Origin of the sequence: Portibacter lacus (assembly GCF_021533215.1) — a bacterium.
GTDB classification, from domain to species: domain Bacteria; phylum Bacteroidota; class Bacteroidia; order Chitinophagales; family Saprospiraceae; genus Portibacter; species Portibacter lacus.
In genome coordinates, this window is the sequence record NZ_JAJNKA010000006.1 from 36,173 (window position 1) to 51,360 (window position 15,188).

Here is a 15,188-nt window from a genome sequence, read left to right on the forward strand (position 1 = left end):
ACTCCACATTTCGTGAAACTATGAATGTTTTTTGTTATAATTTAATCTTTAAGCCCTATATATTAGCAGCTAGCCAGTCACCAACTTCACTTGTCTTGTAAGACTTTCCACCTTCAGATAAGTCTTCTGTCACGATTCCTGCATCTAAAGATTTATTAACAACCGCTCTGATTGCAGCAGCTTCTTCAGTCAATTTAAAATCCTCTAACATCATTGCTGCAGATAATACAGTTGCTAATGGATTAGCAATATCTTTTCCTGCTGCCTGTGGATATGATCCATGTATCGGCTCATATAGGCCAATTTTGTCTCCTACAGAAGCAGAAGGCATTAGACCCATTGACCCAGAAATTACGGAAGCTTCATCAGTTAAAATATCTCCAAAAAGATTCATCGTAACCATCACATCATATGAATTAGGCCACTGTACAAGTCTCATGGCAACGGCATCTACAAATTCGTATGAAACAGTTACTTCAGGATAGTCTTTTTCCATTCTTTGGAAAGTCTCTCTCCATAATCTCGAGGATTCAAGAACGTTCGCTTTATCAACACAACAAAGTCTTTTGTCTCTTGTCATTGCTAATTCGAAACCTTTCTTTGCGATTCTTACTACTTCCGCTCTTGTATATGTACAAGTATCAAATGCAGTTTCGCCATCGTCTTTTCTTCCTCTTTCTCCAAAGTAAATTCCTCCAGTTAATTCTCTAAGAATAATCAAGTCTGTGCCTTCTATTCTTTCTCTTTTTAATGGAGATTTGTCGATAAGTGAAGGGAAGGTGAAAGTGGGTCTAACATTGGCAAATAATCCCAATTTCTTTCTCATTTTCAATAATCCTTGCTCTGGTCTAACCTTAGCAGATGGATCATTGTCAAATCTTGGATGACCGATTGCTCCGAAAAGTACAGCATCCGAAGAAGCACATATTTCATGAGTCTCATCAGGGTAGGGTTCACCTACAGCGTCTATCGCTGCCGCACCAGTTAATGCTGGTTTCCAGTTAATATTATGGTTGTATTTTGTTGCAATGGCATTGCATACTTTTACAGCTTGATCTATTACTTCCGGTCCTATTCCGTCCCCTGCTAATAATGCGATGTCTAAATTCATTTTATTTTAAATTTTAGTTTTAATAGAAAGTCGTTTCTCTATATTTCTATTATTCATTGTCAATTAAATTAAGCATCTTCTCAGTTGCTTTAATGGCGGACACAGTCTGGTCAGAGTCTAATCCTCTTGTCTTAAATTGTTTCTTACCATCATTCCAGGTAATGATCGTTTTACACAAAGCGTCCGAGTCACTACCAGGCGGAATTCTTACCGCATAATCTACTAATTTCGGAAGCTTTAATTGCTTCGCATCATAGATTTTTTTCAAGGCATTAATGAAGGCATCATACTGTCCATCTCCTTGTGCATGCTCTTCGAATAATTTACCATCGATCTCTACAGCTACTGTGGTGGAAGGCTTAAGACCTTTCGCATGCGTTAGCACATATGACCTAATAAAAACTTTCTGAGTAAAAGTATTCGAATCCAATACATCTGAAATGATGAATGGAAGATCATCTTTGGAAACGATTTCTTTCTTGTCTCCTAATTCAATGATTCTTTGAGTAACCTTCTTTAGTTCGTCATCATTTAGACTTAGACCTAACTCTTGTAGGTTCTTTTTGATATTGGCTTTCCCAGAAGTTTTCCCGAGCGCATATTTTCTTTTTCGTCCGAACCGTTCTGGTAGTAAATCATTGAAATACAAATTCTTTTTACTATCACCATCGGCATGAATTCCTGCTGTCTGTGTGAATACATTATCACCTACAACTGGCTTGTTTACTGGAATCGAAAACCCTGAAAATGTGGAAACCAACTTACTTACTTTGTGTAATGAGGATTCTTTAACATTAATCTGTATATCTGGCATGAAGTCATTAATGACGGCAATAACAGAAGCCATAGGTGCATTTCCTGCGCGTTCTCCCATGCCATTAATGGTCAAGTGTAATCCATGACACCCAGCTTTCAGAGCTTCCATAACATTAGCTACACTTAGATCATAATCATTATGCCCGTGAAAATCGAAGTGGCACTTCGGATATTTATGAACGATTTGATTAATGTATTTATATGTTTCAGTATACGTTAGAATGCCTAGTGTATCCGGCAGCAGAATTCGATCTACATTTAGTTCACTTAGAAAATCTAAGTATTCGAAAACATATTCAATAGAATTTCGCATTCCATTGCTCCAGTCTTCCAGGTAGACATTAGAAGCTATTCCTGCATCACTTGCAGACTGGATAGCAGTCTTTATTTCATTAAAATGTTGTTCTGGAGTTTTCTTAAGCTGATGTGTCAGATGATTTAGTGAGCCCTTAGTCAGAAGGTTCTGCACCTTGGCACCTGCATCTTCCATCCATTGGATAGATTTTCCACGGTCTACAAATGACAAAACCTCAATTTTATTAAGGTTGTTACTTTCTTTAGCCCAGGAAGTTATATGCTGTACCGCCTTCAGTTCGCCTTCTGAAACTCTAGCAGAAGCAACTTCGATCCGATCAACATTCAATTCTTCTAGTAGAAGTTTCGCTAGCGTTAATTTTTCAGATACTGAAAAGGAAACACCAGAGGTTTGTTCACCATCCCGAAGAGTGGTGTCCATAATTTCTAATTTCCTGGTTGCCATTATTTAGAAAGGTAAAGTTGCGGCAAATTGCTCAATTTCAGATTTCATGCTTGATAGATAATCGATATCATCGAATCCATTCAACATGTTTTCCTTTTTGTACCCATTTATATCGAACTTTTCACTTTCGCCAGTTGATAAAATAGTTACTTTTTCCTCCGGAAGATTAACTTCAATCTGAGTATTAGGATCTTTTTCAATTTCTGTATAAATACTATCTAAGAATCCAGCACTTACTTGAACAGGTAATACGCCTACATTAAGACAGTTGTTTCTGAAAATATCTGCAAAGAAACTAGAAATGACACATCTGAATCCGTAATCATATACTGCCCAAGCTGCATGTTCTCTCGAAGAGCCTGAACCGAAATTTTTTCCCCCTACTAATATCTTTCCAGAATAAGTATCATTGTTTAAAACAAAATCTTTTTTCGGAGTATTATCTGGATTGTATCTCCAATCTCTGAATAAGTTATCTCCAAATCCTTTTCTTTCTGTAGCCTTTAAAAATCTAGCAGGAATAATTTGATCAGTATCCACATTTTCAATAGGCATTGGAACTGCAGAACTTTTTAAAACTATAAATTTATCGTAAGCCATGTTATTCTTAGTTATTGTTTTTTAAAAAATCTCTAGGATCTGTTACTTTTCCTGTGACTGCCGCAGCTGCAGCAGAGTAGGGGCTTGCAAGAAGTGTTCTACTTCCTGGGCCTTGACGTCCTTCAAAATTTCTATTAGAAGTACTAACAGCATACTTGCCCGCTGGTACTTTATCATCATTCATCGCAAGACATGCAGAACAACCTGGTTCTCTTAACTCAAATCCTGCGTCTTCTAAAATTTGAAGAATTCCTTCTTCTTTAATTGCACTTTCTACTTTGTGTGATCCAGGAACTAACCATGCAGTAACGTGATCAGCTTTCTTTCTTCCTTTTACGATCGATGCAAAAGCTCTAAAATCTTCGATTCTTCCATTAGTACATGAACCTATGAAAACATAGTCAACTGGCTTACCAATCATTTCCTCACCTTCATGGAAGTCCATGTAGCCTAAAGATTTTTGGTAAGTAGAAGCACCACCAGAAATATCTGCAGCATTTGGAATATTTTTACTGATGCCTATTCCCATTCCAGGATTTGTACCATAAGTAATCATTGGTTCTATATCAGCAGCATCAAAGTTGAATTCTTTATCAAATACAGCATCATCATCTGTCTTGAGCGTCTTCCAATATTCCATCGCCTTATCCCAAGCAGCTCCTTTAGGAGTAAATTCTCTTCCTTTGATGTATTCGAAAGTTTTCTCATCTGGCGCTATCATTCCTCCTCTTGCTCCCATTTCTATACTAAGGTTGCACACTGTCATTCGACCTTCCATTGACATTTTTTCAAATACCTCACCTGCATATTCTACGAAGTATCCAGTTGCTCCAGAAGTTGTTAATCTAGAAATGATATATAAAGCAACATCTTTAGGAGTTACACCGAAACTCAATTCACCTTTAATATTAATACGCATTTTCTTTGCCTTAGGCTGCATAATACATTGCGTTGCAAGTACCATTTCTACCTCCGACGTACCAATTCCGAATGCAATAGCTCCGAATGCTCCGTGCGTAGAAGTATGTGAATCACCACATACAATTGTTGCTCCTGGTTGGGTGATTCCATACTCAGGTCCTACTACATGCACAATACCATTTTTCTCATGGCCTAGTCCCCAATGACTAATACCGTAAGAGTTTGCATTTTCTTCTAAGGCTTTTAATTGATTAGCCGAAAGAGGATCTTCTACAGGTAAATGTTGGTTTATAGTAGGTGTATTATGGTCAGCTGTCGCGAATGTTCTTGCTGGAAATAATACAGTTGCGTTTCTTTGTTTAATTCCTTGGAATGCAACGGGACTCGTTACTTCGTGTACCAAGTGTCGGTCTATGAATAGTACATCTGGACCATCTTCTAGACTTCTAACAACGTGGGAATCCCATACTTTATCAAATAGTGTCTTACTCATCTGCTTATTTTTGAAAGATTGCAAATTTAAAAAATTATAGCCAAATCACTACTGATCCACTGAGTTCATTGCACAAATTTTCTAAATTTACAATTAGTCATATAAATCAAACTACTAAATAATTACGATGTCAAATCTAAATCAGTCTTTAGGAGAATTCATTATTGAAAATCAAAATGAATTTAAATACTCCTCTGGTGAGCTTTCTCGACTTATAAATTCCATCAGGCTAGCCGCTAAAATGGTAAATCATAAAGTAAATAAGGCTGGGCTCGTAGATATCGTAGGAAAGGCTGGCGATACCAATATACAAGGTGAAGACCAGCAGAAACTGGATGTGTATGCGAATGATGTTTTTGTGAATGGTCTGGTGAACAGAGAAATCGTGTGCGGAATTGCTTCTGAAGAAGAAGATGACTTTCTTTCTATTAAAGGCAGAAAAGGTAAAAATGAAAATAAATACGTTGTGTTAATAGATCCGCTAGATGGATCTTCTAATATTGATGTCAATGTTTCTGTGGGAACGATTTTTTCAATTTATCATAGAATATCTGAGGTTGGAACACCAGTACAGTTAGAGGATTTTCTCCAACCTGGAAATAAGCAAGTCGCTGCAGGTTACATCGTATACGGGACAAGTACGATCTTCGTTTATACGACAGGTCACGGTGTTAATGGGTTTACGCTGAATCCTGCGATAGGCACTTACTATTTATCTCATCCTAATATCACTTTCCCTGATAAAGGAAATATCTATTCTGTAAATGAAGGGAATTACGTCCACTTTCCACAAGGCGTAAAAGACTACATTAAATATTGCCAGAAAGAAGAGGAAGATAGGCCTTACACTTCTCGATATATAGGATCTATGGTCAGTGATTTTCATCGGAATATGTTGAAAGGTGGCATTTATTTTTATCCGCAAACATCTCAAAGTCCAAATGGTAAGTTGAGATTGTTGTATGAGTGTAATCCACTTGCATTTATTGCGGAACAAGCAGGTGGTAAAGCTTCTGATGGTTTTGGTCGAATACTAGATATTAAGCCAACGGAATTGCATCAACGAGTTCCTTTCTTTTCTGGTGTGAAGTCAATGGTCGAAAAAGCGGAAGAGTTTATGGCACACTATACTTAAGGTCAATTTTATTTATCTCAGAAATCAGTGATTTTTATCTAGAAAGGATACCGCATTCGTAGGTGAATTTATGATCTTTATCTTAAAGGTTATTATTTTGGAAACAATCGAATAATTCTAGCGTTACAGCTCTATAATTAAATTAATTTAATGAGAGCAAGTATACTATTTATCTTATTTTTCTCTTTCTACAGTGCTTTTGGTCAAAATTTTACCGTGAGTGGTAGCTTACGAGATGGAGAAACCGGTGAGGATTTAATAGGCGCCACGATATCGGTAGAAGAATTACCTGGCGTCGGGACAAGTGCCAATGCATATGGATTTTATTCTCTAACCTTAGAGAAAGGTGAATACACCTTAGTCTATGAATATATTGGCCTAGAAAAAGTGGTGAGAAAAATCAACTTGGATCAGCCGCTTGAAATCAATATCGAATTAGGACAGTCTTCTATTCAGATGGAAGAAGTGGTTATCAAAGCGGAACGAGATGATGCGAATGTTTCTGAAACAAAGATGAGTGTCACGAAATTAGATCCTAAAGACATTGCTTCTGTGCCCGTCATTTTCGGAGAGAAAGACATCATTAAGACTTTACAACTAACACCAGGAGTTAAAACGGCTGGTGAAGGAAATAGTGGGTTTTATGTAAGAGGTGGAGGAATAGATCAAAACCTAATCTTATTAGATGAAGCACCAGTATACAATGCAAGTCACTTACTAGGTTTCTTTTCGGTTTTCAATTCTGATGCGATTAAAGATGTGACACTCTATAAAGGAGGAATTCCTGCTGAGTTTGGAGGAAGAGCTTCATCAGTTATGGACATTAAGATGAAAGATGGAAATAGTAAGCGACTAGGAGTTTCAGGTGGTGTCGGCTTAATTTCGTCTCGGTTAACAGTGGAAGCACCTATTGTTAAGGATAAAGGTTCTTTTATGATTTCTGGTCGAAGAACTTATGCAGATGTGTTTCTAGGATTAGCGACGAATGAGGCTCTTAAGAACTCAACGCTCTACTTTTATGATTTAAATGCGAAAGCCAATTATAGAATAACGAAGAAGGACAGGATTTATCTGTCTGGGTATTTTGGTCGAGATATATTTGGTTTTAATGATAACCAGTTTGGTTTTAACTGGGGAAATACAACGGGAACGTTGAGATGGAATCACTTATTTAGTGAGAAGCTATTCTCTAATACTTCATTGATTTATAGTGATTACGACTATAAATTTAATGCGTCTTTCGGAGAGAATGCAAGTTTTTCAGTGTCATCAGGGATAGAAGATATCAATTTAAAACAAGATTTTTCATGGTTTCCATCTCCAAATAATACAGTGAAATTTGGATTTAATGCGGTCTATCATACTTTTCTACCTGGTGAAATTTCATCTAATGAAGGAAGCATTTTCAATGATGAAAAGATTCCTGAGAATTATGCAATGGAAGGTGCCCTCTACATCCAAAATGATCAGAAAATTAGCGATAAGATTAGTCTGAATTATGGGATTAGATATGCGATGTTTAATCAACTAGGACCTGGACTAATAAAAACGTATGATCCGGAAGGTACAGTAACTAGTGAAAATACCTTTGGTGACTGGGAGAGTGTGAAATATTATGGTGGATTTGAGCCTCGTGCATCTGCTAAATACCAAATTAACCAAAACAGTTCTGTAAAATTGTCCTTTACAAGGAATTATCAATTTGTACACCTGCTGTCTAATTCAACGACAACAACTCCTACGGATGTATGGGTTCCGAGTAGTGTAAATGTGAAACCTCAGATTAGTGATCAGGTTGCTTTCGGATATTTTAGAAATCTTTTCAAGAATCAGTATGAATTATCAGTAGAGACATACTATAAGACTTTAGAAAATCAGATCGACTATAAGAATGGTGCTGATTTGATATTGAACCCTGAAGTAGAATCAGAGTTGGTTTTTGGCGATGGATATGCCTATGGCGCTGAGTTTTATTTGAGAAAGCGGAAGGGAGATTTCACAGGATGGATTAGTTATTCTGTGGGAAGAACATTTAGAAGATTTAAAGAAATTAATGATGGTGAATATTTTCCTGCAAGACAAGACAGAATTCATGATTTAGCGGTAGTGGGCATCTATAATATAACGGCAAGGTGGAATGTATCAGGAACGTTTGTTTTCTATACTGGCGATGCAGCAACTTTTCCATCAGGAAGATATAAGTTAGAAGGTATCAGTGTGCCGTATTATACGGAGCGGAATGGGTATCGTTTTCCGAATTATAACCGAATGGATTTAGGAGCTACTTATATTAGTAGTAAGAGTGATCGATTTGAATCTAGCTGGAACTTATCTATTTATAATGTATATGGGAGGGAAAATGCTTTTACCATTGACTTCCGACAAAGCGAAGATAATCCAAATGAAAATGAAGCCTTTCAGATTGCTTTGTTTAAATGGGTTCCTTCTTTGAGTTACAATTTTAAATTTTAGAATGATGAAAAGTGTATTAATGATATTGGGCGTTCTTTTGGTTTTAGTTTCCTGTGAAAAGGTGATAGAGATTGATCTGAACAATGCGAATCCTCAAATTGTAGTTGAGTCTGAATTATTCAAGGGAGAGAATAAATTTAAAGTCAAATTAAGTTATACCAGCTCCTTTTTCAAGGAAGAAGAACAAGCGTTTATCTCAGATGCAACGGTAACTCTTACCGAAGTAGGTGGCGAATCGACAAATATTAATTATCTAGACAGTGGTTTATATGTTCTTGATAATTATATTGCCCGAGATAATAAGGATTATACATTAGATGTTGTTGTAGATGGCGTTACATATAGTTCTACAGCAACGATGCCTGCAGCGGTAATGCTTGATTCATTGGTTAGTAGACCATTAGATGGTACGTTCGGACCAGGTGATGGTTTTATTGTTTTCATGTATTGGCAGGATGATCCAGATGTGAATAATTATTACCGAGCAATTGTGACTTTGAATGGTGAAGAACTCCGAAGCCGTGAAGATGTCTATATTCTTGATGATAACTTTACTAATGGTGGGAGCATCGAAATTCCATTGTTCACCCAGATTTTCGAGCAAGGTGATACGGTGGATGTAAATTTTGTAAGTATTGATCCCAAAGCCTATGATTACTTGTTGACATTGAATACAATTATAGGGAACGGCCAGCCCAGTGCAGCACCTGCAAATCCAAATTCTAACTTTTCCAACAACGCACTAGGTTATTTTGCACTATATAATGGCGGTGTAGAACGGGTAATTATCGAATAGATTAATTTTAATTTTTTAATTTAAGTGTTTTACTAGGTTAAAATATTTCTGATTTAATATATTGCGATATAAAATATTAAATCAATGCCAACACTAGAACCTATTATTAACGATTTTTATAAAATGGAAAAATCTTCTCCAAATGAAGTTTTTCTACGTCAACCCGATGGAGGAGTATATACTGAATATACTTGGGGACAAGTGGGTGAAATTGCCCGTAAATTTGTAAATGTATTAAGATCTAAAGGTCTCGTTGCAGGTGATCATATTGCACTTTCTTCTAAGAATTGTTGCCACTGGATAATGGCTGATTTAGCACTAATGATGGGTGGCTATGTCAGTGTTCCACTATATGCTAACTTGAATAATGAGCAGTTAAATGTAGTGCTGAAGAAAAGTGATGCTAAATTGCTAATCGCTGGAAAGTTAGATGAGTGGGACGATATGTCGAAAGGTGTTCCTGAGTCTATGCCAGTTATCAAATTCCCACAATACCAAGGAAATGCAGTTGTGGATAGAGGTGAAAATTGGGATGATCTCATTGCTCAGGCAGAACCTATGCAGGGAGATCCATTACCTGAAATGGATGCGTTATGGACCATTCTTTTTACTTCTGGAACAACGGGGACACCTAAAGGAGTGATGTTGAATCATAGGCATATCAGTGTCTTGATAGATAAGGAAAGAGAAGAAGCAAATATGGGTTTGTATGAAATGACTAATCCGAAGTATTTCTCATTTTTACCATTAAATCACATCGCTGAAAGAGTTTTAGTCGAAATAGCAGCTATAACTTCTGGAGGATCAATTTCTTTTGCCGAATCTCTAGATACGTTTGTGGATAATCTTAATAATACAAATCCAACCTTATTTTTCGCAGTACCTAGAATTTGGACAAAATTCCAGCAAGGTGTTAACAAGAAAATGGATCAGAAAAAGTTAGATCTTTTACTTAAGATTCCAATTATTTCTGGAATTATAAAAAAGAAAATTATAAATGGGCTAGGCCTAGGAAATACTCAGATATTCCTAACAGCAGCAGCTCCGACTCCTGTAGCACTGAAAAGATGGTATGCTAAATTAGGGATTAATCTTAAGGAAATTTATGGGATGACAGAAACTTGCGGAGGTATCACGCTTATGCCGAAAAATGAAGACAGAGAAGGAACTGTTGGTAAGGCAATTGGAGTAACGCAAGTTAAGTTAGATCCTGAAACAGGTGAGATTATTTCTAAGGCGCCTTGGAATATGGCAGGATATTATAAAGAAGAAGAAAAGACAAAGGATGTTCTGAAAGACGGATGGGTATACACTGGCGATAAAGGTGTGATGGATGAAGATGGTTTCTTAAAGATTGTAGGTAGAACTACAGATACATTTAAATCATCAAAAGGGAAATACATACTGCCTGTTCCGATAGAAGATAAGCTTCTGAACAGTGGCTTTATAGAACAGATATGTTTAGTAGGATTAGGCTTGCCTCAACCTCTCGCATTAATTAATCTTTCAGAAGCAGGAAAGTCTGCTTCAAGAAAAGACGTCGAAGAAAATCTAACTGAGCTTTTGGTTAAGGTGAATGGCAAGCTAGAATCCTATAAAAAAGTTTCCAGTTTTGTCATCACTAAAGATGACTGGACGATCGGTAATAAATTAATTACACCGACGCTTAAAGTTAGAAGAGGCTTTATACACGATATGTATAAAGATAAATATGACGATTGGTCACAAAGTGGTGATAAAGTTATTTTCGAATAGAAGCAGCAATCTTTGAATTGAGATTTATATCTAAATAGGCCGTTGGATTCGCGAAGTATTATTTTTTTAATTGATACTTCGCGCTTCACACGTAATCCCTTGTGTGTCGTTACAAGTATTCTCGGGGAAGGCGGCGTAAACAAAGAAAAGCTTACCACTTGCTTTATGGATAGAGCCTGTAGTCGTGATAACACATTCGTTATTTTGCCATTTATTTTCTAGTCTAAATTCACCTTCATTCCAAGTTGCATTGATGCTGAATCCAGAATTGTTAAAGTTGGAAACGGAAATTCCATCGTCTGTATTAGCAGTTCTCGAGATAATGATGTCATAAGTTTCTGAATTTCCAGAGCATTTTTCTATCATCGTGTAATTGCCTACAACATCTGCTAGGATTGCATCTAGGTCGAATTCGCAACAGCAATCTACAATTGCTTCTTGCTTATAATTAATTCCCCATTCATTCATGCAGCCTTTTTTCTTTCCGCAAGATGCCATTAATAAAATTCCTAAAAACAAGATATACCTCATATTACTAAAGACATGAAATGTTCATTCTACCCTAGGAATTTAGACTAACTACTTAACGGGCTCAGTCGATGACGTCTGGTATTGGCCTTAAGAAATAATCAAATATGACTAACTTAGGTATCCGTCGAAACGTTGTCCCAATCTTGTTTGCGATAATTAATTAGCCAGTTCAAGGCGTAATGGCGCTCATAGACTACACCTGGATGAACTTGTGTTAATTCTTTTTCTTGTAATCGTGCATCTACACATGCCCAATCCATTCTATAGTATAAATCGTTAGCATCCAGAATTAAATTTTTATCAATATGAGTTTTATTCTTATTGATAAATTCTAACGGTTTAATCTCGGAACCGATAGGGTAGTTGTCGCTTGGTATATTGGATAAGTCTGCTAAATCTTTTGGGAAAGCTAATTCGGGAACAATTCCTAATGCCCAGCATAGGGTCCAGATTCCTTCACATTTCCATGTTTCGTGATTCTTTGCTTCTGGAGTTGGGTTCTTCAGAAATTCAATTTCCTTAGGTGTTAATAGATTTATGATTTCGTGCTTGTTTGCGAATTGTATAGCTTGGTCGCCGGTGATGTTGTTAAATGCTACAAGATTTGTCAATGCTAGTGCAACCGTACGTTCCGCAATTTCTTTTGGACTTCGAATGACAGTGCTTTCGGTATTTGGTATCGAAGGGAGCTTGTCATTTACTTTAATACCGAATTTTCTTAGTTCGAGTTCAGAGTTGTTCTTTCTTGCAATTTGTTCAGGAACCTCTTCTTTCTGACTATCGAAATACTTTGGACTAATCTTAACAGGTAGGTCTTCGATTTCACTATTTCCGTTCACATCTAAAATAAGATTCAGATCTTTGTCCAGAAAACTTTGAGCTAAACTATTCATAAGTCCAGTTCTGGGTTGTGCGAAAACTATCGCATCTAGCTTCGCGGCGAGTCGATCGACAAGAATTTTAAACTCCTTTTCACTTTTTTCTTCCATAATAATGGAGAATTCAGAGTTAATTGTCTTGATCTTGTTCAAGAGCTGCGTTTGGATTTTTTTATTTTTCGTTTGAATAGAATCCACCATTTTGTGCATTCCTAGTAAATTCGAAGTTACAGGACATTGCGCATCTTTTAACTCGAAAGAAAGCTGGTCACGTTCACGATAAGTGATTTTGAGGCGTTTCTTTGGTTTTAAGAAACCACCTTTCATAATTAAAGATGCATTAGTGAATTCATTTTGTCTGTCGTATTTCCATTCTGCATTTGGAAATATTTTTTTGGCTTCATTCGTGATCAGATCAAAACTTGCATCATGTGCATATAATGTACTAATGTAATTGCTCATTGGATTATATATTAAAAATCGTTGTAATATATAACAATAATACAAATATGTAAAACAATAATGTGTATATCGGTGTGAATGCTTGGAGACAAGTTGGTCTATTATTTATATAACAATTCTGCCCAAGTCTTTATGGATATAGGCTAGCAAGTTTCTTTCTAGACAAAATCATCGAAATTCCCTCCGTCAAAATTGAGTACGAAATCTTCGGCGGTACCTATAAGGTCAAATAATTCCAAAATGTCAATTTGCTTATTTTTTCTGTAATATAGAAAAACACTTCCGTCACCTTCCATGGTGTACTTAGGATTGGCTAGCATTGTTTCCATCTGATGTTCAGATAAATGTATATCCAAGTCCTTCTTGAAAACCTTAGAGAATTGAGATTCCAAAGAATTCTTTCGTTGAAACTTAATTAGTTTTGAAAGTCCTGATTTTGGACTAATTATAAAAGGATCCGTATTAATTTCAGGAAAGTATATTTCAATGATGGAAGTGGTTTTGGTTTCTAGGTCTTTCGTGACCAAGTAGTCATAAAACCTTATGGCTCCTTCGAGATCTTCTCTTAGTGGAATGTTAATAATGCCTAGAAATCTCTTGACACCTTTTTTCTTGAATATTTTAAAGCCACGTAAATCTATGGATTGGTTCCCAAAACTTTCACGTTTTACAAAAGTTAAATCGTTTTCAAATGCTAACCTCGAAAGAGATTGAGTCCTCTCATTCTTCGTGAAATCATCATATATGTTTACCAGTTCATCAAACAATGCGCAAAGGTTTTATTGATTAAAAAGTAATATAATGAAAATTTCATGTTAATAATTAACTTAATATTTATACTAAAGTTTATATTGCAAGAAATAATCAGCTGACTTTGAGTCAATAGATGATATAAAGTTGTGCCTAATTTATTAAATACAAAACAAAATATACCTCTAATTATGAAAAATCTACTTTATCTTCTCTTTGCATTCGCTGTGGTATCGTGCCAAAAAGAATTAATGACAGAAACCGTTAGTGAAAACCTGCTAGCTGACCCTTATTCAAAACAAGAAATAAATCTTGAAATAGATAAGCAGATGTCGAAAGGTGATATACTATATTGGTCTAATATGACTGATGAGATGGTTTGGAGCGCATCTATGCAATCAGATTCTATGATTTCTATCGGATATACGATGGACAACATTGACATGGAAAAAAATATTCATCTAATAGATTTGTCTGAAGAGCAATGGCAAGAGAAGCAAGAAGAATTAAAAGACCTCATCCTAAAGTTTAATCCTGGAACTTATATGGAAGTACACCCTGTATTACCTCAAATCCAATTTATCAATTCTAGTTTAGCTTTAGTTAAAGATCTTAGAGAAAGAGAAGATATTCGTTTTGTAGAACCATTAGGTTACAGTACAGAAGAGGCAGATCTGCGTTCTGGTTCAGGATGTGATGGAAGTCCTGATTATAGTATTTCATCAGCTGATTATTCTACGATTGCTCCTAATACAAAGCAGAATTGGAATTATTCAAATGCAAATGTACCTGCCGCATGGAATACTGCTCAAGGAGACGGTGTGACGGTTTGTATTCTTGATACTGGTGGTTCATATAACCAGGATAACATAGGATCTGCTTTTACACAAGGAAATTCAGGTGGCCGATTTGTACAGAAAGTAAGTACAAAGTATTCTGGATCTTGGTGGTGGAAATCTAAGGATTCCCCTAACGATGATTGTGGGCACGGAACTGCTATGGCAGGTATGGCAGTAGCACCTCGTGGTACTGACGGAAATGCTGTAGGTATTGCATATAAGTCTGATCTTCTTACCATTAGAGGGACTGGCGACGTATTAGTGAATAGCTCTAATGAGAAAAAGGGTGTGAGAGATGGTTTAACGCTTGCTGGACAGAGATCAGATGTGAAAGTGATTAGTATGTCTATAGGAGATATTTTCTACAGTGGAACAGTCGCTGATGGGGTTTATTATGCCTACAATAGAGGTAAACTTATGATGTCTGCAGCTGGAACTTCATTTACTTGGACGAATTGGGTGGGTGTTATATTCCCAGCAACGATGAGTCAGACGATTGGAGTGACGGGTGTGAAAGACAGTAATAGCTTGCAACGTTGTTCTACTTGTCATTCAGGATCTAAAGTGGATTTTGTATTGACTATGGAAAAATCAAGTGGTGGAAGTACTCCGATCACATTAGCATTAAGTTCTAATCAGCCAAAATATACAGGAGGTTCCTCTTGTGCAACTTCTATGATGTCAGGAATTGCAGCACTTGTATGGAGTACGAATCCATCGATGAGCAGGGATCAAGTATTGACAAGATTAAAGAATGCATCTCAATATTATCCTTCTAGAAGTTCGCAATATGGATGGGGTAGAGTAGACGCAGCGGCAGCAGTTAATGGAAATTAAATTTTATAGGTCAATGTTTATAAGAAAAAATT

General features: G+C 36.4%; 12 protein-coding genes. 5 read left to right on the plus strand and 7 right to left on the minus strand.

The window, feature by feature from the left end:
- Window positions 1–55: 55 nt before the first annotated feature.
- Genes leuB through leuC form a run of 4 tightly spaced genes read right to left on the minus strand, consistent with a single transcriptional unit; the run spans window position 56 to window position 4,701 of the window.
- On the minus strand, window positions 56–1,111 hold the full coding sequence (gene leuB, locus L2586_RS11290) for a 3-isopropylmalate dehydrogenase (protein WP_235293003.1): 1,056 nt from the start codon (window positions 1,109–1,111) through the stop codon (window positions 56–58).
- Window positions 1,112–1,160: 49 nt separating this feature from the next.
- A complete protein-coding gene (locus tag L2586_RS11295; protein ID WP_235293004.1) occupies window positions 1,161–2,687 on the minus strand; it encodes an alpha-isopropylmalate synthase regulatory domain-containing protein in 1,527 nt (508 codons plus the stop codon).
- 3 nt (window positions 2,688–2,690) lie between these two features.
- Window positions 2,691–3,287, minus strand: a complete 597-nt coding sequence (leuD, locus tag L2586_RS11300; protein ID WP_235293005.1) for a 3-isopropylmalate dehydratase small subunit — start codon at window positions 3,285–3,287, stop codon at window positions 2,691–2,693.
- 7 nt (window positions 3,288–3,294) lie between these two features.
- Complete coding sequence (leuC, locus tag L2586_RS11305; RefSeq protein ID WP_235293006.1) at window positions 3,295–4,701, minus strand: 3-isopropylmalate dehydratase large subunit; 1,407 nt, start codon at window positions 4,699–4,701, stop codon at window positions 3,295–3,297.
- A 127-nt stretch (window positions 4,702–4,828) separates the two neighbouring features.
- Between leuC and fbp the strand changes: the two genes are divergently transcribed.
- From fbp to L2586_RS11325, 4 genes are all read left to right on the plus strand, one after another.
- Entirely contained in the window at window positions 4,829–5,836 is a 1,008-nt protein-coding gene (gene fbp / locus L2586_RS11310; RefSeq protein WP_235293007.1) for a class 1 fructose-bisphosphatase, read from the plus strand.
- Window positions 5,837–5,986: 150 nt separating this feature from the next.
- Window positions 5,987–8,308, plus strand: coding sequence for a TonB-dependent receptor (locus L2586_RS11315; RefSeq protein ID WP_235293008.1), 2,322 nt, complete (start codon window positions 5,987–5,989; stop codon window positions 8,306–8,308).
- Between the two features lie 4 nt (window positions 8,309–8,312).
- On the plus strand, window positions 8,313–9,104 hold the full coding sequence (locus tag L2586_RS11320) for a DUF4249 domain-containing protein (protein ID WP_235293009.1): 792 nt from the start codon (window positions 8,313–8,315) through the stop codon (window positions 9,102–9,104).
- Window positions 9,105–9,188: 84 nt separating this feature from the next.
- The gene (locus tag L2586_RS11325; RefSeq protein ID WP_235293010.1) at window positions 9,189–10,859 is read left to right on the plus strand and encodes an AMP-binding protein; all 1,671 of its coding nucleotides are present in this window, start codon (window positions 9,189–9,191) and stop codon (window positions 10,857–10,859) included.
- Window positions 10,860–10,925: 66 nt separating this feature from the next.
- Here L2586_RS11325 and L2586_RS11330 read toward each other — a convergent pair whose 3' ends face one another.
- The 3 genes from L2586_RS11330 to L2586_RS11340 form a co-directional block, all read right to left on the minus strand.
- A complete protein-coding gene (locus L2586_RS11330; protein ID WP_235293011.1) occupies window positions 10,926–11,390 on the minus strand; it encodes a hypothetical protein in 465 nt (154 codons plus the stop codon).
- Between the two features lie 113 nt (window positions 11,391–11,503).
- Complete coding sequence (locus tag L2586_RS11335) at window positions 11,504–12,730, minus strand: DUF4272 domain-containing protein (RefSeq protein WP_235293012.1); 1,227 nt, start codon at window positions 12,728–12,730, stop codon at window positions 11,504–11,506.
- 158 nt (window positions 12,731–12,888) lie between these two features.
- Window positions 12,889–13,497: a hypothetical protein gene (locus tag L2586_RS11340; RefSeq protein WP_235293013.1), complete on the minus strand. Its 609-nt coding sequence runs from the start codon at window positions 13,495–13,497 to the stop codon at window positions 12,889–12,891.
- A 174-nt stretch (window positions 13,498–13,671) separates the two neighbouring features.
- On the opposite strand from L2586_RS11340, the gene L2586_RS11345 reads away from it, so the two are divergent.
- Window positions 13,672–15,156 carry a S8 family peptidase gene (locus L2586_RS11345; RefSeq protein ID WP_235293014.1) on the plus strand — a complete coding sequence of 495 codons (1,485 nt, stop codon included), beginning with the start codon at window positions 13,672–13,674 and terminating at the stop codon, window positions 15,154–15,156.
- Window positions 15,157–15,188: the final 32 nt, after the last annotated feature.

What these genes read in the sequence shown, in the direction of transcription:
- leuB (WP_235293003.1), bottom strand. Translation starts at nt 1,111, where the DNA reads ATGAATTTAGACATCGCATTATTAGCAGGGGACGGAATAGGACCGGAA.
- L2586_RS11345 (WP_235293014.1), top strand. Translation starts at nt 13,672, where the DNA reads ATGAAAAATCTACTTTATCTTCTCTTTGCATTCGCTGTGGTATCGTGC.
- L2586_RS11335 (WP_235293012.1), bottom strand. Translation starts at nt 12,730, where the DNA reads ATGAGCAATTACATTAGTACATTATATGCACATGATGCAAGTTTTGAT.
- fbp (WP_235293007.1), top strand. Translation starts at nt 4,829, where the DNA reads ATGTCAAATCTAAATCAGTCTTTAGGAGAATTCATTATTGAAAATCAA.
- leuD (WP_235293005.1), bottom strand. Translation starts at nt 3,287, where the DNA reads ATGGCTTACGATAAATTTATAGTTTTAAAAAGTTCTGCAGTTCCAATG.
- L2586_RS11320 (WP_235293009.1), top strand. Translation starts at nt 8,313, where the DNA reads ATGAAAAGTGTATTAATGATATTGGGCGTTCTTTTGGTTTTAGTTTCC.
- L2586_RS11295 (WP_235293004.1), bottom strand. Translation starts at nt 2,687, where the DNA reads ATGGCAACCAGGAAATTAGAAATTATGGACACCACTCTTCGGGATGGT.
- L2586_RS11315 (WP_235293008.1), top strand. Translation starts at nt 5,987, where the DNA reads ATGAGAGCAAGTATACTATTTATCTTATTTTTCTCTTTCTACAGTGCT.
- L2586_RS11330 (WP_235293011.1), bottom strand. Translation starts at nt 11,390, where the DNA reads ATGAGGTATATCTTGTTTTTAGGAATTTTATTAATGGCATCTTGCGGA.
- L2586_RS11325 (WP_235293010.1), top strand. Translation starts at nt 9,189, where the DNA reads ATGCCAACACTAGAACCTATTATTAACGATTTTTATAAAATGGAAAAA.
- leuC (WP_235293006.1), bottom strand. Translation starts at nt 4,701, where the DNA reads ATGAGTAAGACACTATTTGATAAAGTATGGGATTCCCACGTTGTTAGA.